The organism is Deinococcus aerolatus (assembly GCF_014647055.1).
Lineage (GTDB): Bacteria > Deinococcota > Deinococci > Deinococcales > Deinococcaceae > Deinococcus > Deinococcus aerolatus.
The window spans coordinates 103540-127133 of record NZ_BMOL01000003.1 but is presented as its reverse complement, the minus strand read 5'-3'; the positions used below and the strand labels follow the sequence as shown (position 1 = coordinate 127133).

The 23594-nt window shown below is 68.6% G+C and carries 23 protein-coding genes; 14 read left to right on the top strand and 9 right to left on the bottom strand.

What is annotated here, in order from left to right:
• Positions 1-25: 25 nt before the first annotated feature.
• Positions 26-877 carry a YtxH domain-containing protein gene (locus IEY31_RS05025; protein ID WP_188969625.1) on the bottom strand — a complete coding sequence of 284 codons (852 nt, stop codon included), beginning with the start codon at positions 875-877 and terminating at the stop codon, positions 26-28.
• 57 nt (positions 878-934) lie between these two features.
• A complete protein-coding gene (locus IEY31_RS05020; RefSeq protein WP_188969623.1) occupies positions 935-1324 on the bottom strand; it encodes a hypothetical protein in 390 nt (129 codons plus the stop codon).
• An 83-nt stretch (positions 1325-1407) separates the two neighbouring features.
• On the opposite strand from IEY31_RS05020, the gene IEY31_RS05015 reads away from it, so the two are divergent.
• Positions 1408-2406, top strand: coding sequence for a DUF1517 domain-containing protein (locus IEY31_RS05015; RefSeq protein WP_188969621.1), 999 nt, complete (start codon positions 1408-1410; stop codon positions 2404-2406).
• A 136-nt stretch (positions 2407-2542) separates the two neighbouring features.
• On the top strand, positions 2543-2869 hold the full coding sequence (locus tag IEY31_RS05010) for an HNH endonuclease (RefSeq protein ID WP_188969619.1): 327 nt from the start codon (positions 2543-2545) through the stop codon (positions 2867-2869).
• 437 nt (positions 2870-3306) lie between these two features.
• Here the strand turns inward: IEY31_RS05010 and IEY31_RS05005 are convergent, their stop codons facing one another.
• A complete protein-coding gene (locus tag IEY31_RS05005; RefSeq protein WP_188969617.1) occupies positions 3307-4152 on the bottom strand; it encodes a phosphatase PAP2 family protein in 846 nt (281 codons plus the stop codon).
• 148 nt (positions 4153-4300) lie between these two features.
• Here IEY31_RS05005 and IEY31_RS05000 point away from each other — a divergent pair, with 148 nt between their 5' ends.
• The 6 genes from IEY31_RS05000 (at position 4301) to IEY31_RS04975 (ending at position 11307) form a co-directional block, all read left to right on the top strand.
• Positions 4301-5107 carry a M12 family metallopeptidase gene (locus IEY31_RS05000; protein ID WP_188969615.1) on the top strand — a complete coding sequence of 269 codons (807 nt, stop codon included), beginning with the start codon at positions 4301-4303 and terminating at the stop codon, positions 5105-5107.
• Positions 5108-5220: 113 nt separating this feature from the next.
• Positions 5221-6870, top strand: coding sequence for an ABC transporter ATP-binding protein (locus IEY31_RS04995; RefSeq protein WP_188969613.1), 1650 nt, complete (start codon positions 5221-5223; stop codon positions 6868-6870).
• 104 nt (positions 6871-6974) lie between these two features.
• A complete protein-coding gene (locus IEY31_RS04990; protein WP_188969611.1) occupies positions 6975-8162 on the top strand; it encodes a MalY/PatB family protein in 1188 nt (395 codons plus the stop codon).
• A gap of 125 nt (positions 8163-8287) precedes the next feature.
• Complete coding sequence (locus IEY31_RS04985) at positions 8288-9646, top strand: glycogen synthase (RefSeq protein WP_188969609.1); 1359 nt, start codon at positions 8288-8290, stop codon at positions 9644-9646.
• Positions 9647-9695: 49 nt separating this feature from the next.
• Positions 9696-10496: a hypothetical protein gene (locus IEY31_RS04980; protein WP_229723330.1), complete on the top strand. Its 801-nt coding sequence runs from the start codon at positions 9696-9698 to the stop codon at positions 10494-10496.
• 61 nt (positions 10497-10557) lie between these two features.
• On the top strand, positions 10558-11307 hold the full coding sequence (locus IEY31_RS04975; protein ID WP_188969607.1) for an RNA methyltransferase: 750 nt from the start codon (positions 10558-10560) through the stop codon (positions 11305-11307).
• 78 nt (positions 11308-11385) lie between these two features.
• Here the strand turns inward: IEY31_RS04975 and IEY31_RS04970 are convergent, their stop codons facing one another.
• From IEY31_RS04970 to IEY31_RS04960, 3 genes are all read right to left on the bottom strand, one after another.
• Positions 11386-11784, bottom strand: coding sequence for an inorganic diphosphatase (locus IEY31_RS04970; RefSeq protein WP_188969605.1), 399 nt, complete (start codon positions 11782-11784; stop codon positions 11386-11388).
• Positions 11785-11807: 23 nt separating this feature from the next.
• On the bottom strand, positions 11808-12203 hold the full coding sequence (locus tag IEY31_RS04965; RefSeq protein WP_229723329.1) for a hypothetical protein: 396 nt from the start codon (positions 12201-12203) through the stop codon (positions 11808-11810).
• 198 nt (positions 12204-12401) lie between these two features.
• The gene (locus IEY31_RS04960) at positions 12402-13289 is read right to left on the bottom strand and encodes an alpha/beta hydrolase (protein WP_188969603.1); all 888 of its coding nucleotides are present in this window, start codon (positions 13287-13289) and stop codon (positions 12402-12404) included.
• Positions 13290-13432: 143 nt separating this feature from the next.
• On the opposite strand from IEY31_RS04960, the gene IEY31_RS04955 reads away from it, so the two are divergent.
• A complete protein-coding gene (locus IEY31_RS04955) occupies positions 13433-14920 on the top strand; it encodes a lycopene cyclase family protein (RefSeq protein ID WP_188969601.1) in 1488 nt (495 codons plus the stop codon).
• A gap of 66 nt (positions 14921-14986) precedes the next feature.
• The gene (gene sdaAB, locus IEY31_RS04950) at positions 14987-15652 is read left to right on the top strand and encodes an L-serine ammonia-lyase, iron-sulfur-dependent subunit beta (RefSeq protein WP_188969599.1); all 666 of its coding nucleotides are present in this window, start codon (positions 14987-14989) and stop codon (positions 15650-15652) included.
• Here the strand turns inward: sdaAB and IEY31_RS04945 are convergent.
• Positions 15649-16401 carry an IclR family transcriptional regulator gene (locus tag IEY31_RS04945; RefSeq protein WP_188969597.1) on the bottom strand — a complete coding sequence of 251 codons (753 nt, stop codon included), beginning with the start codon at positions 16399-16401 and terminating at the stop codon, positions 15649-15651. The two genes, sdaAB and IEY31_RS04945, sit on opposite strands and share 4 nt — an antisense overlap.
• Positions 16402-16622: 221 nt before the next feature.
• On the opposite strand from IEY31_RS04945, the gene hutU reads away from it, so the two are divergent.
• Genes hutU through hutH form a run of 4 tightly spaced genes read left to right on the top strand, consistent with a single transcriptional unit; the run spans position 16623 to position 21916 of the window.
• Positions 16623-18320 (top strand): urocanate hydratase, encoded by a 1698-nt coding sequence (gene hutU / locus IEY31_RS04940; protein WP_188969595.1) that lies wholly within the window; start codon positions 16623-16625, stop codon positions 18318-18320.
• The gene (locus IEY31_RS04935; RefSeq protein WP_188969594.1) at positions 18317-19228 is read left to right on the top strand and encodes an arginase family protein; all 912 of its coding nucleotides are present in this window, start codon (positions 18317-18319) and stop codon (positions 19226-19228) included. The genes hutU and IEY31_RS04935 overlap by 4 nt, the downstream gene beginning before the upstream one ends.
• Positions 19221-20420 (top strand): imidazolonepropionase, encoded by a 1200-nt coding sequence (gene hutI / locus IEY31_RS04930; RefSeq protein ID WP_188969592.1) that lies wholly within the window; start codon positions 19221-19223, stop codon positions 20418-20420. Before IEY31_RS04935 ends, hutI begins: the two co-directional genes overlap by 8 nt.
• Positions 20417-21916 carry a histidine ammonia-lyase gene (hutH, locus tag IEY31_RS04925; protein WP_188969590.1) on the top strand — a complete coding sequence of 500 codons (1500 nt, stop codon included), beginning with the start codon at positions 20417-20419 and terminating at the stop codon, positions 21914-21916. Before hutI ends, hutH begins: the two co-directional genes overlap by 4 nt.
• Positions 21917-21976: 60 nt before the next feature.
• Here the strand turns inward: hutH and IEY31_RS04920 are convergent, their stop codons facing one another.
• On the bottom strand, positions 21977-23068 hold the full coding sequence (locus tag IEY31_RS04920; RefSeq protein WP_188969588.1) for a bifunctional 3-deoxy-7-phosphoheptulonate synthase/chorismate mutase: 1092 nt from the start codon (positions 23066-23068) through the stop codon (positions 21977-21979).
• A 45-nt stretch (positions 23069-23113) separates the two neighbouring features.
• Positions 23114-23560 (bottom strand): globin domain-containing protein, encoded by a 447-nt coding sequence (locus IEY31_RS04915; protein ID WP_188969586.1) that lies wholly within the window; start codon positions 23558-23560, stop codon positions 23114-23116.
• Between the last annotated feature and the right edge of the window lie 34 nt (positions 23561-23594).

The following is a 23594-nucleotide window of genomic DNA, read 5'->3' as shown; positions in this document are numbered from 1 at the left end:
GGAGGCTTTTTTCCCGGGATCAAGTTCAGAGGTTGCGCTTGGTGTCGTTGGCCGCGTTCTTGACGTCTGTGGCAGCCTTCTGGGCACCGGCCTTGGCATCCTGCGGGGCGTTCTGCATGTTCGTCTTGACGTCCTGCGCGGCGTTGCGGGCATTGCTGCTCAGCTCGCCGCCCTGGTGCTGGGTGGCTTCTTCAGCGGCCTTTGCGGCCTGTTTCTCGGCCTCAGCGCGGGCCTCGGCAACAAAGTCGCGGGCGTTGCCCTTGGCGTCGGCTGCCTTGTCCTTGGCCTGATCTGCGGCGTCTGCCGCCTTGTCCTTGACCTGGGCGGCGGTGGCCTGGGCCTTGTCTTTCGCGTCGGCGGCAGCGTCCTGCGCCTTATCCTTGGCCTGGGCCACAGCATCCGAGGCCTTGTCTTTCAACTGATCGGCGCGGTCCTGGGCCTGGGCGGCGACGTCCTGCCCGGCTTTCTTGGCTTCCTGGCCCATATCCTGCGCCTTGTTCTGGGCGGTCTTGGCCACGTCACCGGCGGCGTCGCTGGCCTGACCGGCTGCCTGGCCCACCGCCGCCTTCACGTCACCCGCAACTTCCCTGGCCTTGTCCACGGCGGCCCCGGCACCTCCGCTGGCGGCGTCCTTGACCTCGCCCGCCTTGTCGGCGATCACATGTCCGGCCTGGGTGGCGGCGTCTTTGGTCTTCTCCCAGCCCTTGGTAACGCTGCTGCCCACGTCTTGTGCGGCGTCTTTCAGGCCCAGTTCGGCCAGCTTGACGTCCAGGGCTTTGCGGTTCTGCTCACGGCTGAAGTAATACGCCCCCGCGCCGATCAGGGCGCCCAGGACCAGCAGGCGTTTGGTGGGAAAATGAGGTTTGTGGTTAGACATGAGAAGCAGCTTACGCGCCCCTCATCTGTGTGGGATGAGCCACGGTTCAGCGCGGGTTTACCCGGCCTGGCTCATGCCGAACAGGCCCAGACGCCGCGCGAGTTCCTCGGTGAATAGCCACTCCTCGGGCTCGTCATGGCCGGTCACGCGCACCAGCACGGCGCCCCGGCCGAGGTAGAAGGCCACGATTCTTTCCCAGGCCTCCTCCTCGTCCGCCGCCGTCTCGTCGATGTCCTCCAGGGTGCCCCACACGTCGCCGTCCACCTCGCCGCTGTTCAGGGCCTCGGCGTGGCCGCTCAGGACATAGGCGTCCACCTGCTCGCCGCGGGCCAGCACCGTGTCGGGGGTCCGCAGTTCCAGGCGGTCATCCCGCTCGTACAGTCGGTCCTGGAAGTCCTGCCACTCGTCAGGGCTCAGCGTAATGGTGCGTTCGGGTTCGGAGGTCACAGCTGAGTCTACCCGCGCCGCGCCGCAAGCGTGAAAAACCGGATAAGGGAACCCTGAACACGCCGGGGCCGTAGACTGCGGGCATGAACGCTTCTCGCCCCCCTGCCCGACGTTTCCGTCCGCGTGGTCTGATGATCTGGCTGGCCGCCCTGGTGCTGGCGCTGGGCGGCCTGAGTTTCTCGGGACTGGGCGTTGCCGGCACGGTTCTGGCGCAGTCGGGCGGCGGTTTTGGCGGCAGCAGCTCCGGCGGTGGAGGTGGGGGAGGCGGTGGCAGTTTCGGGGGCAGCTCCGGCGGCGGCTTCTCGCGCGGGGGTGGGTATTCCGGCGGTGGATACTCCGGTCCGATCATCATCAACGGGGGCGGCTACGGCTACGGGGGCGGCGGCGGCGGCTCCGGACTGATCGGGATCATCATCGTGGGCGTGCTGGTGTTCATGGTGGTGGGGTACATGCGCCGCAGCCTGGGTGCGGGCGGCGGCGGCGGTCTGGCCGCGCTGGGCTCGCTGAGCGGCACCGCCCAGGCGGTCAGCGTGCAGCTGCTGCTGGCTGAGGGCGATGAGGTCAAGAAGGCGCTGCAAGAGGTGGCGCAGAACGGTGATCCCGACACCAATGAGGGGCTGGCCCGCATGCTTCAGGAGGCCGCGCTGGTGGCCCTGCGTCACCCCGAGCGCTGGGTGTACGGCAGCGTGGAACGCGCCCAGGGTGCGCCCAACGCCGCCGACAGCCAGGTGGGCGCCTGGGCCACCGAGGCCCGCGCGGCCTTTACCCAGCAGACCACCAGCAACTACCAGAACAAGGACCCCAGGACGGGCTTCACCCAGCGCGGGGACTACCAGTACAAGGGCGACGCGGCCGACATGTATCTGGCCGTGACCATTGCCGTGGCTGCCCATGCCCTGGGCAACCTGCCGCCCGCCGGAGTGACCAACGCCGCCGAGGCGCGGGCCGCCCTGAGCATCATCAGCAGCGTCAACGCCTCGGACCTGATTCGCGCCGAGGTGGTCTGGAGCCCCGACGCGCCGGGCGAGTTTCTCAGCGAGGACGAGGCCATCATGAAATACCCCAATCTGACGAAGCTGTAGGACGGAAGTGAGGCGCAGAGGCCGGGCGGCATCCGCTTCCCGGCCTCTGCGCTGGATTGTGGTCCTGCGCTTGCTGCCCCGTTCTGGCCCTCGGGCCACACTCCTGCCACGGAATGGCCCCTATGCTTCAGACCCGATGGCCCGCCGCCTTCCTGCAACATCCTGGCCGCCGCCCGCAACGGCTGTGCCCATTTGCGCCCTGTGTGAGCGGGCTGCGCCGAACCTGACCGAGCACCACCTGATTCCACGCTCGCAGGGGCGGCGGCGTGGGACGCGCGTACCGGACCTGCCCACTGCGGCGCTGTGCGGCCCCTGCCACAAGTTCCTGCACCGCACCTTCAGCAACGCCGAGCTGGCGCAGGACTACAGCACGGTGGACACGCTGCTGAGGCATGAAGACGTGCGCCGTTTCGTGGCCTGGATCAGAAAACAACCCGCCAGCCGGAGCGTGCGGGTGCGGTAAGGCGGTAGGTCGGAGGCAGGAGCGCCGGGCTACTGCTGCATGCTGATGTAGGCAGCAATGGCCTTCAGGTCAGCGTCGGTGATGGGGCGTAGCATGATTCGCATGGTGTCGGGGTGGGGGAATGCCAAAACCGGGCGCACCCTTGAACTCCCTCAGAATCTCCACGCCGTGTTGTGGCGAAACGTTGATGATGCTGGCCCCGGCAGAGCGTGATTGCCGCGCCCGCCGTGCTGGATGCCACAGGCAATGATGCCGCGCTTGCCGTCACCCATGTGCAACAGCCCTCACCCCTGGCCCGCAGCGCGGCGAGGCCCCAGACTGTGCGAGGGCTGAGAGGTGCCGAACGAAAAGGGCGAAAGACGGGTGATTCTGCAACCTGAGACATAGTGGAGCCTTTGTGACTCTGGAACTTCAACGGTTCAGGTTTCGCGCCCCTCTCAGCGCGGAAGCGTGCCTTCCGGCTGCGGGTGGGCCATGCGGACCGGCGTGGCCAGCGCCGTGCGCGGCATCCAGCGGCGCAGGACGGCAGGGACCACCTCGACGGCCACCACCACCAGCACAGCGTAGCGCAGCGCCCGCACCAGCCCGATGTTCTTGACTGCCTCTGGCAGCGCCCCCAGCCCGAAGAACACGGCAAAGACGATCAGTAGGCCCAGCCCCCCCACAACCAGCCGCCCGACTATGTCACGCGGCGGCGCGAAGGTGGGGCGGGCGTACCAGAAACCCGCGAACAGGCCCAGGCCGGTGCCATACTCGCGCGGCGTGCCGCTTGGCAGGAAGGCGGCCACCAGCAGGGCGGCCAGCGGCACGGCCCAGCGCCACGTTCCGGCGTCCACGAAGGCCGCGCGGCCCGCCACCAGCGCCGCAAGCCCGCCCAGCAGCAGCCCCACGATCACGTCCGAGGGGTAATGCACGTTCAGGGCCAGCCGCGACACGGCAATCAGGGCGATCAGTACCCCGGCCACCACCCACATGCCGGGCCGCCGCACCTGCGCGGCGATGCCTCCCCACAGCGTGGCTGACATCTGCGCGTGGCCGCTGGGCAGACCTGGGCCGCCGCCTGTGGCCCGCACTGTGTCTGAAACGAGCCCCGGATCGTTGGTAAAGGGGCGCGGCAGGTTCAGCCCGTACTTCAGCGCCGAGTTCACCAGGTAGCTGCCCGCGAACACCACGCCCAGTGTGCGCCCGCCGCCGGGATTGAACAGCCAGGTGTACAGCGCCAGCACCACGATGAACACCTCGTCGCGCCCCAGATTGGTGACGGCCAGCCAGAAGGATTCCATGCCCGGTATTGTGGCAGGAGCCGGTGTCCGGCGCGGCCTGTTTCTGGAGCGGGGCCTATCGGCGCGCCGCCGCCAATGACGGAAAATTCGCTTACAACCGTCTTGTCAGCGGATAGCGTGTGGCCCACAGCACACAGGAGGAACATATATGCGCAACACCGCTGCGGTCTTGTTGTCTCTGGCCCTTGGTCTCTCGGCCTGCTCCCCCTCTCCAGTGCCGGACGGCGCGTCCCAGGCCAAGGCCGATTCGCGTTCGGTGACGATGATTCTGCCCGACGGCAGCCGTCAGCAGGTCACCGGCTTCGTGAAAGACGGCTACGTCATGATCGAGGACGACATCATCGTCGCGGAGGCCGGTCAGCTCACGCAGCAGGGCACCTACGTTGTCGACACCCGCTACCGCTGGGCCGGGCGCACCGTGCCGTATACCTTTGCGAGCAACGTGCCCCAGGCCATTCGTGACCGGGTGGTCCAGGCCGCCAGCACCATCGGCGCCACCACCAACACGATCGTGACGCCGCGCACCAGCACCAAGCAGCGCGACTACGTCCAGATCACCTACAACACCGGCACCAGCTGTGCTTCGGGCCTGGGCATGACGGGTGGGCGGCAGACCATCACGCTGGCCGACCGCTGCTCGACCGGGTCGATCATTCACGAGTTCGGCCACACCCTGGGCCTGTTTCACGAGCAGACCCGCCCCGACCGCGACCAGTACGTGGAGATCGTGTGGGCCAACATTCCCGCCGACTGGCAGAGCCAGTACGAGATTCGCAGCGGCAGCGCGGGCTACGGCGCCTACGATTTCGACTCGATCATGCATTACCCCGCCTACTTTGACGGCAAACTGGCGATCCGGCCGCTGGACGCCAGCGTCGACCTGAACCGCATGGGCCAGCGCAACGGCTACAGCCCCACCGACGTCAATACCCTTAACGCCATGTACCCCCGCTGACCATCCGGAAACGCAGGAGACCGGCGCGGCGCATTCCTTTCCGGGGGTGCGCCGCGCCGTGTGCTGGGCGCCGTGTGGGCCGCAGCAGGAGGCCAATACCCTAAACTGACGTCATGACCGCCACCAATCCCAATGCACCTGCCCCCGACGTGCTGAAAGAGATCCGGCACCAGTCCGAGAACGCGCTGGAGCTTCGGGGCATCACCAAACGCTTTCCGCTGGTGCTGGCGAACGACGACATTTCCATGCAGGTCAAGTGGGGCAGCGTCCACGCGCTGTGCGGCGAGAACGGCGCGGGCAAGAGCACGCTGATGAAGATCGTGTACGGCATCCAGCCGCCCACCTCCGGCGAGATCGTGGTCGACGGCGAGGTCGTGAACTTTAACGATCCTGCCGACGCCATCAAGCGCGGTATCGGCATGGTGTTCCAGCACTTCATGCTGGTTGAAACGCTGACCGTCACCGAGAACGTCATTCTGGGCGCGGAACCCACCAAAGGTGGGGCCATCGACTACGCCACCGCGCGCCGCAAGGTGGCCGATCTGATCAAGCAGTTCAACTTCGCCCTGAACCCCGACGCCATCGTGGGGGAGTTGCCGGTGGGGTTGCAGCAGAAGGTGGAAATCCTCAAAACCCTGTACCGCGGCGCACGCATCCTGATTCTGGACGAGCCGACGGCGGTGCTGACCCCCAGCGAGACCGACGAACTGTTCGAGTTTCTGGTGGGTCAGTACGCCAAGAGTGGCAACGCGGTGGTCTTTATCTCCCACAAGCTGCACGAAGTGCTGCAGATCAGCGACCGCATCAGCGTGATCCGCGACGGGCGCATGATCGGCACCATTCCCGCCGAGGGCGCCACCACCGAGACCCTGGCGCACATGATGGTGGGCCGCGAGGTCACGCTGAAGGTGGAAAAGACGGCGGCCCAGCCCGGCGAGGTGGCGCTGGACATCCAGAACGTGGTGGTGAAGGGTGAGCACCGCAACGCCGTTGACGGCGTGAGCTTTCAGGTGCGTGCCGGAGAGATTGTGGGCATCGCGGGTGTGGAGGGCAACGGCCAGAGCGAACTGGTGGAGGCCGTGACCGGTCTGACCTCCTACAGCGGCACCATCACCTATCTGGGCAAGGCGGCCAAAGGGGTCAAGGACGTGGAGGCCTCGGGCCTGTCTCACGTGCCCGAGGACCGCAACGAGCGCGGGCTGGTGCTGGACATGACCACCGCCGAGAACTACATCCTGGGCGAGCAGGACCGCCCGCCCTTTGCCGGACGGTTCGGTTTCCTGAACCTGGACGTGATCCAGCAGAACGCCCACGAACTGAGCGAGAAGTACGACGTGCGGCCCCGCAGCGCCAGCCTGCGCGCCGGGCAGTACAGCGGCGGCAACGCCCAGAAGCTGATCGTGGCCCGCGAGATGCGCAAGGGGCCGAAGATTCTGGTGGCCAGCCAGCCCACGCGCGGGGTGGACATCGGGGCCATCGAGTTCATTCACGCCCGCATTGTGGAGGCGCGCGATCAGGGACTGGCCGTGCTGCTGATCAGCGCCGACCTGGGCGAGGTCATGAATCTGGCAGACCGCATTCTGGTGATGTACGAGGGCCGGGTGGTGGGCGAGGTTCCGGCCAGCGAGGCCACCGAGACCGGCCTGGGCCTGCTGATGACTGGCAGCAGCGAGCATGGGGGGGCCTCGGGCGGACGCAGCGGCGAGGTAAGCACAACGCTGCAAAAAGGCGAGTCGGGGCGCGGCGGGGACCAGCAGATATAGGCCGCACTCAGAAAAACACCAGGGCTGCCGTCTGTGCGGCCCTTTCTCTTGCCGCCCAGGGGTGGACTGCTCCCCGCCGCGCTGGTCCGGCGTATCCTTTCCCCATGACCCAGACGGAAAATCTGCCCGCGTATCCCACGCTCAGCCCCGCCGAACTGCGCCACCCGGACTCGCTGAAGTGGACGCTGTACGCCGAGGACGTGATCCCGATGTGGATTGCCGACATGGATTTCCCGGTGGCCCCCCCGATCCTGGCGGCGCTGAGTGAGCGGCTGGAGCGCAGCCTGGGCTACCACCAGCTGATGGGCGATAAGGTACTGGACAGCCTGTTGCGCGCCAAACTGGACACGCACGGCCTGAGCGGCCTGCCCGAGGGCGGCCTCGCCATGCTGCCGGGTGTGGTGCCGGGCATCTACGCGTCGGTGGCGGCGCTGACGCAGCCCGGCGAGCGGGTGCTGACCATGACCCCGGTCTACCACCCCTTTCACCTGAGCATCACCGGGCTGGGGCGTGAAGTGGCTGCCGTGCCGTTGCTGGACGGTTCCGGTGGCTACGAGATCGACTGGGACGGCATGGAGGCTGCCGCGCAGGACGCCCGCCTGATGCTGCTGTGTCATCCACACAATCCTACCGGGCGCGTCTGGACACATGACGAACTGGAAAAACTGCGCGATCTGGTGGTCAGGCATGATCTGTACGTCCTAAGCGACGAATTGCACGCCGATCTGCGTTTCACCGAGGGGCCGTTCGAGTCCTTTGCCGCTGCCGAGCGCGTCCGTGACCGCACCATCACCGTGACCGGACCGTGCAAGGCGTTCAACACCGCTGGCCTGGGCATCGGCGTGCTGATCGGCCACGATGCCGAACTTGTCAAACGCGTGCGGGCCGCCGCCGGGGGCCTGATGGGTCACGAGGGGGCCATGAGCGTGACCATGTGGCAGGCGGCCCTCCGTGACGGCGGCCCCTGGCTGGCCGACACGGTGGCCTACCTGCGTGCCAACCGCGACTTTCTCACGGAGTACCTGCGCGAGCATCTGCCTGCCGTCCGGTTTCACCCGGTAGAAAGCACCTACCTGGCGTGGCTGGACCTGCGCGACTGCCCGCGCGCCGGGGACATGCAGACCTTCCTGCTGGAGGAGGCCAGGGTGGCGGTCCATGACGGCCCCACCTTTGCCCCGGAGGAGTTCAAGGCTCCGTCTCAGGGTTTCGTCCGCCTGAATTTTGCCACCAGCCGCGAGATCCTGACCGAAGCGCTGGAGCGGCTGCGCCGGGCGCTGGACGGGGCGCAGTAGGCCAGGGCCTCTCCCACCCGCTGCGCCGCTGATGGCACACCGTGGGCGGATGGTGCGGCCCCCACGCTGCCGTCGTCTACCACCGCTGCGGCCCTCTGGCGGCGCAGACGGGTACAGTGAGCGACATGCGTGTTGTTCATGTGGCATCCGAGGTCTTTCCATTTTCCCGTTCCGGCGGGCTGGGGGACGTGCTGGGGGTTCTGCCCGAGGTGCTGGCGGCCCAGGGGGCGCAGACCACCGTGGTCTCGCCGTGGTACGGCTCACTGGCCGGGCAGCCCGCCGAGATCTGGCGCGGCACCTCGCCGGAGCTGACCGCCGGTCCCTCTCCAATCCGTGACGTGCGGGTGGGTGAGATCGTTCAGAACGGCGTTCAGTACCTGTTTATCGGGCTGCCGGAATTTGACCGTCCAGGGCTGTATTTCGAGGACGACGTGTACCGCTTCTGCCTGTTCGGGCGCACGGTCCTGTCGGTGCTGCATCAGATGGGGATCAAGCCGGACGTGCTGCACGGGCACGACTGGCAATCGGGGCTGGTGCTGGCCTACGCGCATCTGGCCGGGTTGCGGACCGTGTTCACCATCCACAACCTGCAGTACCAGGGCCGCTGGAACATGGAGGAGGCCGCGCGCTGGACTGCCCTGCCGCAGTGGGCGCTGGGGCCGGACGCGCTGGAGTTTCACGGCGACCTGAACCTGATGAAAGCGGGGCTGGTGTTTGCGGACGCCGTGACCACGGTAAGCCCCACCTACGCTCAGGAAATCACCACCCCCGAGTACGGCGAGGGCCTGCAGGGCCTGCTGGTTCGCCTGACCATTGAGGGCCGACTGACCGGCATCCTCAACGGGCTGGACCAGGAGCGCTGGAACCCGCGCACTGACCCGGACGTGCCGCCGTACAGTGACGCGGCGGGCAAGGCGGCGGCCACCGCGCTGCTGCGGGGAGAGTTCGGGCTGGACGACGCGCCGATTCTCGGCGTGGTCAGCCGGCTGGCCGACCAGAAGGGCATCGACCTGCTGATCGAGGCCTTGCCCCAGCTGACGCCCCACTGGAACGTGGTGGTGCTGGGCGGCGGCGATCCGCTGCTGACCGCCGCGCTGTCCGGCTGGGCGCAGCACCCGCGTGTGGCCTTTATGGGAGGCCTCAACGAGCCGCTGGCCCACCGCATCTACGCGGGGGCCGACGCGTTTGCCATGCCCAGCCGTTTTGAGCCGTGCGGCCTGTCGCAGATGATCTCCATGCGTTACGGCACGCTGCCGGTGGTGCGCCTGACCGGGGGGCTGGTGGACACTGTCCCCGCCGACATCGGGTTCCGTTTCGCCGAGGCCAGCCCGGAGGCCCTGAGCGCTGCCTGCGCCCAGACCAGGGCCGAATTCGAGCGGCCCGACGCGTGGCAGGCCCGCATGCAGCGCGCCATGGCGCTGGACTTCAGCTGGCAGGGGCCGGCGGCGCAGTATCTGGCCCTGTACGGACGGCTGGGCCGGTGAGCCTGGACAGGACGGTGAGCCTGTGCCGGTAGGGGTGGAGGTCCGGACTGTGTCCCCGACCGAACTGCTGCCCGCCTTCGCGGGCCTGTACGGCGCAGCCCCAGGAGACCTCGCGTGGATGGCGGAGGCCTGTGAAGCCGGGTTTGTGGCGCTCAATGACCGGGAGGAAGTGCTGGGGGCGGTGGGCACCCGTCCCAGTCCTCAGCACGGGTCGGAACTGGTGGGTGGCGTGTTTCCCGGCCCCTGGCGGGACGAGGCGGCGCTGGCCCTGGTCCGCGCGGCGCACGCGGAGGTGGGCCGGGTCTACCTGTTCGCGGAAGGCTACCTGTTTCCTCCCGAGGTCCTGCTGGAGGCCGGGCTGCGTGAGGTGGGCGCGTACCGCCGCCTGAGCGGGCGCGTGCCGTACCGCCACGTGGACCCTCCTGTTGGCACTCAGCTTCTGCCGCTGGCCGACGTGCCGGACCCCGAAACCCGGCTTGAGGCCCTGCGAACCTACATGGACCGTGTCGGCCACCACGCGGTCACCGCCGACGCGGCGGCGGACGGTGCGGGCGGCTTCGACTCGCACCTCAGCGTGATCGCGCTGGACGATATGGGACGGGGCGTGGGCGTGTGCCGCGCCGCAATCGACGGTGGCAAGGGCCGGCTCGACGCTCCCGGCGTGGCCTCCGGGTGGCGGCACACCAGCCTGCGCGCCGCCCTGCTGAACGCGGTCAACACCCGCCTGCGTGCGGCGGGCATCACGCGGGTCAACGTGGATTCCTGGGGGGACACGCCCGAAGACCTCGCCCACGACCTGACGCTGCATCTGGGCGTGACGGAGGAAACGCCGATCCTGGCCCTGGGTTAGGGCCGGGGGGGGACAGCCGCGTTTCCACATCTGCCGCCGCCGCCCTGCTAGCATTCCGCCCGTGACCCTGGCTGTCGTTCTCGTTTCCCCCAAGACCCCCGGCAATATCGGCTCGGCGGCCCGCGCCATGCTGAACATGGGCGCCAAGGACCTGCGGCTGGTGGCCCCACGTTGCAACCATCTGGATTCAGCGGCGGTGGCGATGGCCGTCCACGCGGCCGATCTGCTGCGGGGCGCCACCATCTACCCCACCCTGCGCGAGGCGCTGGCGGACCGCGACCTGAGCGTGGGCACCAGCGCCCGCATCCGCTCGGATCTGCCGATGCCGCAGCACCCGGCGCAGATTCGTCCCTTCGTGCGCGCCGCCACCGCTCCGGCGCTGGTCTTTGGCCCGGAGGAGTCGGGCCTGAACAACGCGGATCTGGAGCAGTGCCAGATGACCGTCCGCATTCCCACCGGCGACTACGCCAGCCTGAATCTGGCACAGGCAGTGCTGCTGGTCTGCTACGAGTTCCTGCAGGGTCAGGACGAGCCGCAAGACCGCGTCCGCAAGACCGCCACCCGCGAGGAGATGGAGGCGATGTACGGCCATCTGCAGGGAACCATGCACCTGATCGGCTACACCGACGCGGTGCGCGCACGCCACACCCTGCGCCTGTGGCGTGCCTTGCTGGACCGCGCCCTGATGAGCAGCGCCGAGAGCCGCCTGTTCCGGGGCCTGTTGCGGCAGGTGCAGTGGAAAGTAGAGGACGCCGCAAAACGCGGGACGACCGAGCCGAGGTCGGCGGCGGAAGGCGGAGCGCAGGAATAGACCCGTCTTGCCGTCTTCCCTCAACGACGTCAGGGAAAGGGGAGGCGGCCAGAACCCACGCTCTGCTCCCGCCGCTGCTCAGTCATTCACTGTTGCGGCCCCAAGTGAATGCAGCCACGCCACCGCCTCCGCGTGGCCCAGCAGGCGTGCGCCGCGTTCGGGTGGAAACCAGGCCAGCAGCCTCGCCTGCAAGGCCTGCAATTCAGCGTGGGCCCTGGCCTGCACATCCGCCGCGAAGATGACCTTGTGATCGCCGTCCCGCAGCCACAGCAAGCCCAGTGGCGCTGCCTCTGGTGTGGTGCCGACCCCCAGCGCCGGTCCCAGCCACACCGCGTCTATCTCGGCGGCGTCGGCGGGATTCAGAGTGCCAGGCAGACAGCCGTAGTTGACCGGGGCGGCGTGCGGCTCGGTTCGCAGCGCCTCCAACTGACTGGCCCGCCACACGAAGCGTTCGCGCGTTCCGGCGGTCCATTCCACCACTCCCCGGTACAGGGGAGCGTTCAGGGCTGGACCTCGTACAGTTCCACCTGCCGCAGCACCGCGCCGCCCAGGGACAGCACTGCCCGGTAAGCCCCCTGGTCCGGAGCCGTCAGGCGGAACGTTGCCGTGCGCTGGGTGGCGTCCAGATACACGCTGTCGGTGCCCAGCGCACGGCCACTGTCGAACCACGCCACGCTCAGGTAGCCCGGTTCGAAACGACCCTGGATGGTGGCCGTCACCGTCAGCTCAGCGCCGCTGCGGCTCAGGCTGGCGGCGGTGACGCGTGCGGGCAATTCAGGCTCCACCAGCGGAGGCAGCAGCGGCACGAAGTTGTAGCGGCATCCGCCGAGGCCCAAGCCCAGCGGCAGGGCCAGGACGCACAGCGCGGCAGGGCGAAACAGGCGGTGGCGAAGCATGGACGCATGGTACGGCGCGGAAGTGAGGGAAGGCAGGGGAGAGCGGCCCTGCCCCTGCGCCTCAGAACGATGCATCTGGCTTTTAGACAAATTGGGTGGAGCAAGCAGCGAGAAAGTGCCTTGAAACGGAAATGGAGAGCTTCCGGCGTCTTCCCGGAAGCTTGGAATGCCGGGTTCAAGGCACTTGCCTTCGGCCGGTCACTTCAGCCGGTGGGCCTCGATAAAGTCGATCACCTGTTGCCGGGTGTCGCCCAGAAAGGTCAGGGGCTGCGCCACCGCCGCAATGACCGTGATGTGATTCACGCCCGGCAGCACTGTTTTCGTGACAGAGACCCCGGCTTTCTTGAGGGCCGATTCCATGTTGACGGCGTTGTACGGGTCCACGGTGGTGTCGTTGGCCGCCACCAGCAGCAGATGGGGCGGGGCGTCGGGGCGCACGTGGCGGTCGGGCATGATGTCGTCTGGGTTGCCGCCCTCGGGAAAGGCCACCCGGCTGGAGAACTGCCTGAAGTCGTAGCTGTACGGCCCGGCCACGCCGATCACGCCGCGCACCGCGCTGACCGGTACCCCCACCTCGCCCAGCCAGCGGGCGTTGTCCACCACCTCCACGGCGTTAAAGCCGCCTGCCGAGTGGCCCATCACGAACAGATTGTCGGGGCTGCCTCCGTCACTTCTCGCCCTGTCCCGCAGCGCCTTCAGCGCAGCGGCGGCGTCCTGTACGTAGTCGGGGTAGCGGTGCTCGGGAGCCAGACGGTAGTTCATCACGCCGGTGACGTAGCCCGCGCGGGCCAGTGACGCGCCCACGAACTTGTGGCCGTCCTTGTCGCCGCCCTGCCACGAACCGCCGTGGATGTACAGCACCACCGGCGCGTTCTGCGCGTTCTGGGGCACGTAGATGTCCATGACGTTGCGCGGCGCGGGACCGTAACGCACGTCCTGGACCACGTCCAGCCCCCGCGTGGAGGTCACGGCATTCAGGGTGTTCTGAGGCGAGCAGGCGGCCAGGCCCAGGCCCAGCGCGGCGGCGGCCAGGCCCAGGCCAGTGGCGCGGGCGAAGGGGCGTGAGGGGAGTGCTGTCTTGCGCATGGCAAAGAGGCTAGTGCCGCGTCCCCGGCCGCGTTGCCGCCAGGCGCACAGTTGGCCCCTGCCGGACTTTAGGATGCGTTGGCAGTTGCGCGGCGTCCGAACCCCCACAGACCCGCTGCCCCCCACGCGCTAGCCTGCCGCGAATGTCTGCTGCTCCACTCTCAACAACAACCGACGTGCTGGTGGTGGGCGGCGGTCCTTCCGGGCTGGCGCTGGCCGCCGAACTGGCTGCGCGGCGCCTGAGCGTGCGAATAGTGGCCCCGCACCCGCCCCGGCCCTTTGCGCCCACCTACGGGGCGTGGCTGGATGAACTGCCCACCTGGGCGCAGCCCTGCACTGCTCAGGTCTGGACCGACGTGCGGGTCTACACCGGCCCACAGCCCACGCCGCTGATGCGTCCCTACGCCCTGCTGGACAACACCCGTTTGCTGGACACCTTGCTGGAGCGGGCGGGCGGGCGGCTGCACTGGACGCAGGACCGGGTGACCGGCGCGGCGCAGCGAGACGGGCGGTGGCACGTGCAGGGCGAGGCGGGCGAGGACTGGACGGCGCGGCTGGTGGTCGACGCGTCCGGGCACGGCGGCCTGCTGTGCCCCACCTGCTTCGGGGGCGGCGCGGCGCTGCAAACGGCCTACGGCATCGTGGCTCACTTCCAGCGCCCGCCCAGTCCGCCGGGCGCAATGGTCTGGATGGACTACCGCGCCGCGCATCTGGACCGGGCCGAAGTGCGGACCGAGCCTACCTTTCTGTACGCCATGCATCTGGACGGGGACCGTTACTTCGTGCAGGAAACCAGCCTGATCGCCCGCCCCGCTCCCAGCCGCGACTTCATGGCCGCGCGCCTGTACGCCCGCCTCCAGGCACTGGGCACGCCCCCGCACAACACCGAGTCCGATGAGTGGGTGGCCTTTCCGATGAACGCACCTGCGCCCGCGCCGGGGGGCGTGCTGGCTTTCGGGGCGGCGGCGGGACTGGTTCATCCGATCAGCGGCTTTCAGGTGGCGGGTGCGCTGAACGACGCCCCACGGGTGGCCGAGGCGGTGGCGGTGACCCTCCGGCGGGGTGAGGACGCTGCCGCCGCCGGCTGGGACGCGCTGTGGCCCCCGGAACGCCGCGCGGCCCGCGAGGTGCATCTGCTGGATCTGGGCGCCCTGCTGGAACTGCCCGGAGACCGCCTGGGTGAGTTCTTCGCCGCCTTCTTCCGGCTGCCCGCTGCCGATTGGCATGCCTTTCTTGCGCCGCAGACCGGCGTGAGGCGGCTGGCCCGCAGCATGCTCCGGGTCTTTGCCCACGCTCCCAGCGCAGTGCGCCTGCCGCTGGTCCGCGCGGCGCTGAAGCACCCCGGCGTCAGCCTGCAGGCCCTGCGGGAGGCGGCCCGCATGAAGGAACCTGACCGGCTTTCCCATCCAACCGCCGCGCCCGCAGGCCACCCTGGGGCCATGACCCAATCCGACGACACCCGGCGTGAGGCAAACAGCGGCGACATCGATCAGCAGGAAGTGATTGAGGAGGGCATGCAGGGGGCCACCGGCAACGTGGACGCGGATGGTCTGGCCCCCAACGTGGACCGCCAGAAGAAACTGGAAGAATTACGCGAGAACATCGCCGAGATCAGTGGCGAGGGCCGCTAGAGTTCTGCGGACCTCCAGCGAGGGGCGCGGCGGACGTGTTTCTCTGGCGGCCCCTATACTCACTCCATGTCCCTTCTCGACATGATTGGCCCGGTGATGATCGGTCCCAGCAGCAGCCACACGGCGGGAGCCTGTCGGCTGGGTCTGGTGGCCCATCACCTGCTGGGCGAGGCTCCCCGGCGGGCGAAGATTGGCCTGCATGCCTCGTTTGCCAAGACTGGTCGTGGGCACGGCACCCATCTGGCCCTGGTTGCCGGCCTGCTGGGCTTCGCGCCCGACGACGCGCGCCTGCCCCAGGCCTTTAAGGAAGCCAAGGCCGCCGGTCTGGAGTTTGAATTCAGGGACGCCGATCTGGGCGACGTGCATCCCAACACTGCCCACATTGAACTGTACGGCGACGAGGAGAAGGTCACCGTGCAGGGCAGCAGCACCGGCGGCGGCGTGATTCTGGTGACGCTGGTGCAGGGGCTGGGCGTCAACTTTGGCGCCTCCAGCCCCACTGTCCTGCTGCGCTACACCGACGCGGTGGGCATGATTGCCCGCATTGCCGCCACCATTGCCGCCGACGGCGTGAACATCGCCGCGCTGACCTGCACCCGCCAGACGCGCGGCGGGCAGGCGCTGCTGGCCATTGAGCTGGACGCGCCCCTCAGTCCGCAGGCGCTGGCTTTCCTGCACCACTGGCCGGACACCAACTGGGTGCGGCTGCTGCCCAAACTGATGGACGGCTAGCCCCGGTTTCCCAGGGTCCAGCCCACCGCCGCCGCCGCCGTGTGCAGGGCACGCAGCAGGCCCTCGCGCGCGTGCATCCGCGCCGTGGGCAGGCTCAGGCCCAGGGCGGCCAGCACCATGCCGCCCTCGCCGCGTACCGGCACGGCCAGCCCACTTGTGCCCGGCGCCCACTCGTCCTGGCTCAGCGCGTGGCCCTGGGTGCGGATCTGCTGGCTCTCGGCGTTCCAGGCGGTGGGGTCCGTGAGCGTCTGGGCTGTGAACCGGGGAGCGGCGGCAGGCAGGGGCCGCCCGGCCAGCGCCAGTAGCAGCTTTCCGCTGGCGGTGGCGTGGGCCGGAAGCTCGAAATCCAGTTCCCCGGCCACCGGCGGTCCGTCGCGGCCCTGAACGCTGCGGGCCACACACAGCACCTGAGTGTCCTGCGTGGGTGGGCTGTGCAGCACGCACAGAAAGGCCAGCAGGTGCGTGCCGCGTGCCAGCCGTTCCATCGCGTCGTGGGCCGGGGCATACCACGGCAGGCTGCCGTACAGCGCGCTGCTCAGCTTTAGCAGTCGCCAGCCCAGCCGGTAGCGGCCCCGCCCCACCTGCACCAGCAGCCCAGAGCCGGCCAGCGTCTGCAACTGCTCATGCACCGTGGACGTGGGCTGGCCCAGGTGCCGTGCAAGCCCACTCAGCGTCCATTCGGTGCGGTCCGCGTCGAACAGTTCCAGCACCCGGACGGCGGCCTCGACGGTGGCGTGCGTGCGGGTCATCTCGCGGGTGTGGGGAGAAGCCCGGCGCCCCACCTGCGCCGAAAATTTCCTGGAAGACTGGGGAGGCAGGGAACATGGGCCGCCCCAGCAGCCCGACGCCCCTCCATCCACCGGCAGCTGCCGTCCCCGCTCGCCTGTCGCATGCCGATGACTCTAACAGTCTTTCCGCCATATCCGGAAAAAGTTATTTATTGGGGAGGCGGAAAGCCAAGCATGTGTTCATGACCACCACCCAGCCTGTCTCCGACGACTCCAGCGCCCCCGTTATCCGTGCTCCCCGTGGCCCGCAGCGCACCGCGAAAGGCTGGATTCAGGAGGCCGCCAAGCGCATGCTGATGAACAACCTGGACCCGGAGGTGGCTGAACATCCCCAGGACCTGGTGGTCTACGGCGGGCGCGGCAAGGCGGCGCGGAACTGGGCGGCCTTTCACAGGATCGTGGAGACGCTGGACCGGCTGGAAAACGACGAGACGCTGCTGATCCAGTCGGGCAAGCCGGTGGCCGTGCTGCGGACGCACGAGTTCGCCCCGCGCGTGATCCTCGCCAACTCCAATCTGGTGCCCAACTGGGCCACCTGGGAGGAATTTGACCGTCTGGATCAGGCGGGCCTGATGATGTACGGCCAGATGACCGCCGGAAGCTGGATCTACATCGGCACGCAGGGCATCCTGCAAGGCACGTATGAAACGTTTGCGGGAGCGGCGGACAAGCACTTTGGCGGTAGCCTCAAGGGCACTATTACCGTGACCGCTGGCCTGGGCGGCATGGGGGGCGCGCAACCGCTGGCGGTCAAGCTGGCCGGGGGCGTGAGCATCACTGTGGAGGTGGACCCCACCCGCATCGCCAAGCGCCTGGAAACCCGCTATCTGGATGAGGTGGCCGACAGCCTGGAAGACGCCATCCGGCGGGCCGAGACGTACAGGGCAGCGGGAGAGGCCCGCTCCATCGGCCTGCCCGGCAACGCCGCCGAGATTATCCCCAGGCTTGTCGAGCTGAACTGGACGCCCGATCTCGTTACCGATCAGACCAGCGCCCACGATCCGATGTGGGGCTATCTGCCGGTCACCACGCCTGACGAGGACGCCGCCATTCTGCGGAAAGACCAGCCGGAGGTCTACCGCAAGCGCGCCTACGACGCGATGGCCGCGCACGTCCGCGCCATTCTGGAGCTCCAGAGACGCGGCGCGGTGGCCTTCGACTACGGTAATAACCTGCGCCAGCGCGCCAGGGAGGCGGGGGTGGAGGACGCCTTCGCGTACCCCGGCTTCGTGCCCGCCTTTATCCGCGATTCCTTCTGCGAGGGGCGCGGGCCGTTCCGCTGGGTGGCGCTGTCGGGCGATCCCGAAGATATCTACGCGACAGACCGGGCGCTGCTGGAACTGTTCCCCGACGACGTCCGCCTGCAATCGTGGCTGACCTACGCTGCCGATCAGATTGCCTTTCAGGGCCTGCCCGCCCGCATCTGCTGGCTGGGCTACCGCGAGCGGGACCGGGCGGCGCGGCTGTTCAATGAGATGGTGGCCGATGGCCGCCTGAAAGCCCCCATTGTGATCGGGCGTGACCATCTGGACGCGGGCAGCGTCGCCAGCCCGTACCGCGAGACAGAAGCCATGCTGGACGGCTCCGACGCCGTGAGCGACTGGCCGCTGCTGAATTTTGGCATCGGCATTGCGTCCGGCGCGGCGTGGATGAGCTTTCATCACGGCGGCGGCGTGGGCATGGGCTTCTCGCAGCACAGCGGGCTGGTGGCCCTGGCCGACGGCACCCCGGAAGCGGCCGAACGCCTGAGCCGCTGCCTGACCAACGATCCCGCGATGGGCGTGCTGCGCCACGCCGACGCCGGGTATGGGCGGGCGCAGGACGTGGCGCGCGACCGGGGCCTGGACCTGCCCAGCCTGGGCATCGGGGACCGGACGTGAGCCAGCCCGCCCACCTGCCCTACGGCGGCATCCCCACCTTCGCCCGCGCCCCCATGGTTCAGCCAGATGGCGACTGGCGCGCAGATGTCGCTGTGCTGGGTATTCCCTTCGACATCGCCCTGGGCTTCCGCCCCGGCGCACGCTTCGCGCCGCGTGCCCTGCGGGAAGCCAGCCTGCGTTCTGTGCCGCCGTTCACCGGTCTGGACGGCGTGACCCACCTGAAGGATGTGACCTTCACCGACGCCGGGGACGTGGTGCTGCCCTCGCTGGAGCCGGAGCTGGCCCGCGAGCGCATCGCGGCGGCGGCGCGACAGGTCAGGTCACGCTGCCGTTTCCCAGTCTTCCTGGGCGGCGATCACAGCGTGACCCACCCGCTGCTGCTGGCCTTTCACGATCAGCCGGACCTGCACGTCATTCAGCTGGACGCGCACCTGGACTTCACCGACACCCGCAACGACACGCGCTACAGCAATTCCAGTCCCTTCCGCCGCGCCGCCGAGGAATTGCCCAATCTCGTCCACGTCACCACCATCGGCCTGCGCGGGCTGCGCCATGATCCGGAGGCAGTGGCGGCGGCGCGGGCGCGCGGGCACACGCTGGTGCCGATGACGGACGTGGAGGCCCGCTTCACCGAAATCGTGGAGGCGCTGCCTGCAGGCCGCCCGGTGTACCTGAGCGTGGACGTGGACGCCCTCGATCCCGCCGTGCTGCCCGGCACCAGCAGCCCCGAGCCGGACGGCTTCTCGTACGCGCTGGCGCTGCGGCTGATCGCGGCGCTGGCACGGCGGCACCAGCTTCTGGCGCTGGATGTGGTGGAACTGGCCCCCGGCCTCGATTCCAGCGGACGCAGCGAGCTCTTCGCCGCCCGGCTGATCATGGAAACATTGTGCGAGGTGTTCCATGACTGACACGCTGTTTACCGGCATTACCGAGCTGGTGACCCCGGCCCCTGGCCCCCAGCGCGGCGCGGCCATGCGCGACCTGACGGTGATTGACCGCGCGGCGCTGCTGGTCCGTGATGGCCTGATCGCCTGGGTGGGGCCTGACGCAGAGGCTCCCCCGGCAACCGAAAAGCATGATCTGGGCGGCGTTGCGGTGGTCCCCGGTCTGGTGGACCCGCACACCCACGCGGTCTGGGCCGGGGATCGCCTGGATGACTTCGAGGCGCGTGCGGTGGGCGTTCCCTACGAGACCATGCTGGCGGCGGGCGGCGGCATCCGCTCCAGCATCGCGGCGACGGCGGCGGCCACGGTGGAGGAACTGGTGGCGTTGGCCCGCCCACGCCTGACGGCCCTGCAGCTGTCCGGCGCCACCAGCACCGAGGTCAAGAGCGGCTACGGTCTGGACTTTGACGCCGAGCTGCGGATGCTGCGGACCATTCAGAGCCTGGGCCGCGAGTTTGCCCTGACCTCCACCCTCCTGATTCACGTCCCGCCCACCGAGGGCCGGGACGCCTACGTGCGCGGTGTCTGCTTAACGCTGATTCCCGAAGCCGCCGCCCGAGGGCTCGCCACTGCCGTGGACGTGTTCTGCGAGGCCGAGGCGTTCTCGGTGGAGGAGACACGGCAGATCTTTGAGGCGGCTCAGGCCCACGGCCTCAAGATCAAACTCCACGCCGATCAGTTTCGCGCCATCGGCGGCACCGAACTGGCCTGCCGGATGGGCGCGCTGAGCGTGGATCATCTGGAAGCCAGCGGCGGGCCGCAGATCGCGGCGCTGGCGGCCTCCGGTACGGTGGCCACCATCCTGCCGGGCGTGACCCTGCACCTGGGTCTGCCCGCCGCGCCGGGCCGGGCGCTGATTGACGCGGGCGCGGTGGTGGCCGTGGGCACAGACCTGAATCCCGGCAGCTCGCCGCTGTTCAGCACGGCGCTGGCCCTGGCGCTGGCCGTGCGCCTGAACGGCCTGACCCCCGCCGAGGCCCTGACCGCCGCCACCGTCAACGCCGCCGCCGCGCTGGGGCTGACGGACCGCGGCTCCCTGAGTGTCGGCCAGCGCGCCGATTTCCTGGCCCTGCGCGGCCCCGACTGGCGCGAGCTGCCCTATGCCCTGGGGACCAATCCCGTTCGGGATGTCTTTGTGGGAGGAGTGAAACGATGATTCTTGATCTCAGTGTGTCGCTGGAAGAATTCATCCGCGTGGTGCGCGGCGGCGAGAAAGTGGAACTGTCGGGGGCGGCCCGCGAACGCATTCTGGCGGCCCGCGCCGTCGTCGAGCGCATCGTGGAGGGCGGCGCGGCGGTGTACGGCATCAACACCGGCTTCGGCAAGTTCGCCAGCGTGCGGGTGGGCCAGGACGAGCTTCAGCAGCTGCAGTACAACCTGATCGTGTCGCATGCCATCGGGGTGGGCGAGCCGCTGCCCGCCGAGGTGGTGCGCGGCATGCTGCTGCTGCGCGCCGTGTCGCTGTGCCAGGGGCACTCCGGGGTGCGTCCGGAAGTGGTGGAGCTGCTGCTGGCGCTGCTGAACGCGGGAGCGCATCCCGTGGTGCCCGCGCAGGGCAGCGTGGGCGCGTCGGGCGATCTCGCGCCGCTGGCACATCTGGCGCTGGCCCTCATCGGCCTGGGCGAGATCGAGTGCGGCGGTGAGGTGCGCCCCGCCGCTGACGTGCTGAATGAGCTGAACCTCGCGCCGCTGACCCTGCAGGCCAAGGAGGGTCTGGCGTTAATCAACGGCACGCAGCTGATGGGCAGCCTGCTGGGGCTGGCCCTGGCCGACGCCCGCACGCTGCTGGGCACCGCCAATCTGGCGGCGGCGATGACGGTGGAGGCGCTGTACGGCTCGCACCAGCCGTTTCGCGCCGACTTGGTGGGGCTGCGCCCGCATCCCGGCGCGGTGGCGGTGGCGGCCGAGTTGCGCGGCTTCCTGCGCGACTCCGAGATCGCGCCCAGCCACGCCGAATGTGGCAAGGTGCAGGATCCGTATTCCTTGCGGGCGGTGCCGCAGGTTCACGGCGCAACCCACGACGCGCTGGCCCAGGCCGCCCGCGTGCTGGCCACCGAGTTCGCCTCCGTGACCGACAATCCGCTGGTGTTTCCGGAAAAAGGTGAGGTTGTCTCCGGCGGCAACTTTCACGGGCAGCCGCTGGCCCTGACTGCCGACGCCCTGAAGGTGGCGGTGGCCGAGCTGGGCAGCATCAGCGAGCGCCGCTGCGAGCAGCTGCTGAATCCGGCCCTCAGCGGCCTGCCGGGCTTTCTGGCCGCGCACGGTGGCCTCAACAGCGGGCTGATGATCGCGCAGTACACGGCGGCGGCGCTGGTCAGCGAGAACAAGGTGCTCTCGCACCCGGCCAGCGTGGACAGCATTCCCACCAGCGCCAACCAGGAGGATCACGTCAGCATGGGCGCGCACGGCGCCCGTCAGTTGCGCCAGATTCTGGGCCACGTCCAGACGGTGGTCAGCATCGAGCTGCTGTGCGCCGCGCAGGCCCTGGACTTTCAGAAACTGCGCGCCGGTGTCGGGGCCCAGGCCGCCTACGAGCGCATCCGCGAGGTCGTGCCGACGATGCAGGAGGACCGCTACTACCGACCTGATCTGCTGCGCTTGCGGGAGCTAGTGGCGGGGGGCGAACTGCTGAGAGTGGCGCGGCAGGCGTAGCCCGCTCCAGAAGAGGGGAGCCCCGCAGCGTGCGGGACTCCCCTCTGTTGACCGCTGAACTCAGACGCCCGCAGGCACCTTCATCATTGGTTTCAATGCCTCGTCGAACCTGTCGTAGCCAGCGAAGTCCAGCTGCTGCTCGTTGTCGCTCAGGGCGGTGGCGGGGCTGGGGTGCACCTCGATGTGAATGCCGTCCGCGCCCACCGCCAGCGCCGCTTTGGCCAGCGGGATCAGCAGGTCCCGGCGTCCGGCGGCGTGGGTCACGTCCACAATCACGGGCAGGTGGGTTTCCTGCTTGGCCAGCGCCACGGCCGAGAGGTCCAGCGTGTTGCGGGTCCACTTCTCGAAGGTGCGGATGCCGCGCTCGCACAGGATGACCTCGTTGTTGCCCTCCGAGAGGATGTACTCGGCCGCGTACAGCCATTCCTCGATGGTGGCCGACAGCCCGCGCTTGAGCAGCACCGGGCGGCGGGCGCGGCCCACTTCCCGCAGCAGGGCGAAGTTGTGCATATTGCGTGCGCCCACCTGCAACATGTCCGCGTACTCGGCCACCACTTCCACGTCACGGGTGTCCATCACCTCGGTCACGAACAGCATTTTGTTGGCACGGGCGACGCGGCTGCCCAGAATCAGGCCGTCCACGCCCATGCCCTGGAAGCCGTAGGGACTGGTGCGCGGCTTGTACGCGCCGCCGCGCAGAATCTTCACGCCCTTGCCCGCCAGATACTCGGCGGTCTGCTCCATCTGCTCTTCGGATTCAATGCTGCACGGCCCGGCGATGATGATGGGCGGCGCGTCACCGCCGATGCGCACGCCGTCGATGTCCAGCACGGTGTCCTCTTTCTTGACCTTGCGCGATACCAGCAGCTGCTTCTTGTCGTTGCTCTCCTCCAGCGCGAGGCTGGCCTTGAAGATCTCCTTGAAGAGGCTCTTGACCGTGGCGCCCGTGAAGGGACCGGGATTCAGCGCCTCCAGCTCGCGCAGCTGCTGCTCCTCGCGGGCCGGGTCATAGTGGTTGGGGCGGCCTTCCTGGGTCTTGGCGTGGCCGATCTGGGCCACCACGGCGGCGCGCTGGGACAGCAGTTTCAACAGATCACGGTTGATCTGATCAATTTCGGAACGGAGGTCCTCAATGGTGCGCGGTTGTGTCATACCCCGTAGTCTAGGAAAAACGCGCATGGACTGCCCTCCACGCGGCTAGTCAATTGAAAAGAGTTGTCCAGCTTTCCCGCCCTGCCCGGCTTTGCCCTCCGGCGTGTTCACCATGTGTGCTGCCACCCGCGAGAGCGCGGCGTGCAGTTCCCGCGCCTCGGCCTCCCCGATCTGGGGCGTGTCCTGCAGGGCGCGGGCCATGCACGCCAGCCACGCCTGCCCGCGCGTGGGTGTGATGGCATGCGGCAGGTGACGCGCCCGCAGACGCGGCGGCCCGAAATGCTGGTGGTATAGCGGCGGCCCGCCCAGAAAGCCGGTCAGGAAGGCCAGCTGCTTCTCGGCGGTCAGCGTCAGATCGTCGGGGAAGATCGGGGCGAGGTCCGGGTCCCGGGCCACCAGCGCGTAGAAGCGGGTCACGAGTGCCTCCAGCGCCTCCGGTCCAATGCGCTCGTACAGTGAGCCGCCCGCAGAAAGTTGAATGGGCGCGGTCATGGGGGCAGCCTAGCAAACCACCAGAAAGGGGAGG

Coding starts and splice junctions, on each gene's coding strand:
- IEY31_RS05025 (WP_188969625.1), bottom strand. CDS start 877: ATGTCTAACCACAAACCTCATTTTCCCACCAAACGCCTGCTGGTCCTG.
- IEY31_RS05015 (WP_188969621.1), top strand. CDS start 1,408: ATGAACGCTTCTCGCCCCCCTGCCCGACGTTTCCGTCCGCGTGGTCTG.
- IEY31_RS05010 (WP_188969619.1), top strand. CDS start 2,543: ATGGCCCGCCGCCTTCCTGCAACATCCTGGCCGCCGCCCGCAACGGCT.
- IEY31_RS05005 (WP_188969617.1), bottom strand. CDS start 4,152: ATGGAATCCTTCTGGCTGGCCGTCACCAATCTGGGGCGCGACGAGGTG.
- IEY31_RS05000 (WP_188969615.1), top strand. CDS start 4,301: ATGCGCAACACCGCTGCGGTCTTGTTGTCTCTGGCCCTTGGTCTCTCG.
- IEY31_RS04995 (WP_188969613.1), top strand. CDS start 5,221: ATGACCGCCACCAATCCCAATGCACCTGCCCCCGACGTGCTGAAAGAG.
- IEY31_RS04990 (WP_188969611.1), top strand. CDS start 6,975: ATGACCCAGACGGAAAATCTGCCCGCGTATCCCACGCTCAGCCCCGCC.
- IEY31_RS04985 (WP_188969609.1), top strand. CDS start 8,288: ATGCGTGTTGTTCATGTGGCATCCGAGGTCTTTCCATTTTCCCGTTCC.
- IEY31_RS04965 (WP_229723329.1), bottom strand. CDS start 12,203: ATGCTTCGCCACCGCCTGTTTCGCCCTGCCGCGCTGTGCGTCCTGGCC.
- IEY31_RS04960 (WP_188969603.1), bottom strand. CDS start 13,289: ATGCGCAAGACAGCACTCCCCTCACGCCCCTTCGCCCGCGCCACTGGC.
- IEY31_RS04955 (WP_188969601.1), top strand. CDS start 13,433: ATGTCTGCTGCTCCACTCTCAACAACAACCGACGTGCTGGTGGTGGGC.
- sdaAB (WP_188969599.1), top strand. CDS start 14,987: ATGTCCCTTCTCGACATGATTGGCCCGGTGATGATCGGTCCCAGCAGC.
- IEY31_RS04945 (WP_188969597.1), bottom strand. CDS start 16,401: ATGACCCGCACGCACGCCACCGTCGAGGCCGCCGTCCGGGTGCTGGAA.
- hutU (WP_188969595.1), top strand. CDS start 16,623: ATGACCACCACCCAGCCTGTCTCCGACGACTCCAGCGCCCCCGTTATC.
- hutI (WP_188969592.1), top strand. CDS start 19,221: ATGACTGACACGCTGTTTACCGGCATTACCGAGCTGGTGACCCCGGCC.
- hutH (WP_188969590.1), top strand. CDS start 20,417: ATGATTCTTGATCTCAGTGTGTCGCTGGAAGAATTCATCCGCGTGGTG.
- IEY31_RS04920 (WP_188969588.1), bottom strand. CDS start 23,068: ATGACACAACCGCGCACCATTGAGGACCTCCGTTCCGAAATTGATCAG.
- IEY31_RS04915 (WP_188969586.1), bottom strand. CDS start 23,560: ATGACCGCGCCCATTCAACTTTCTGCGGGCGGCTCACTGTACGAGCGC.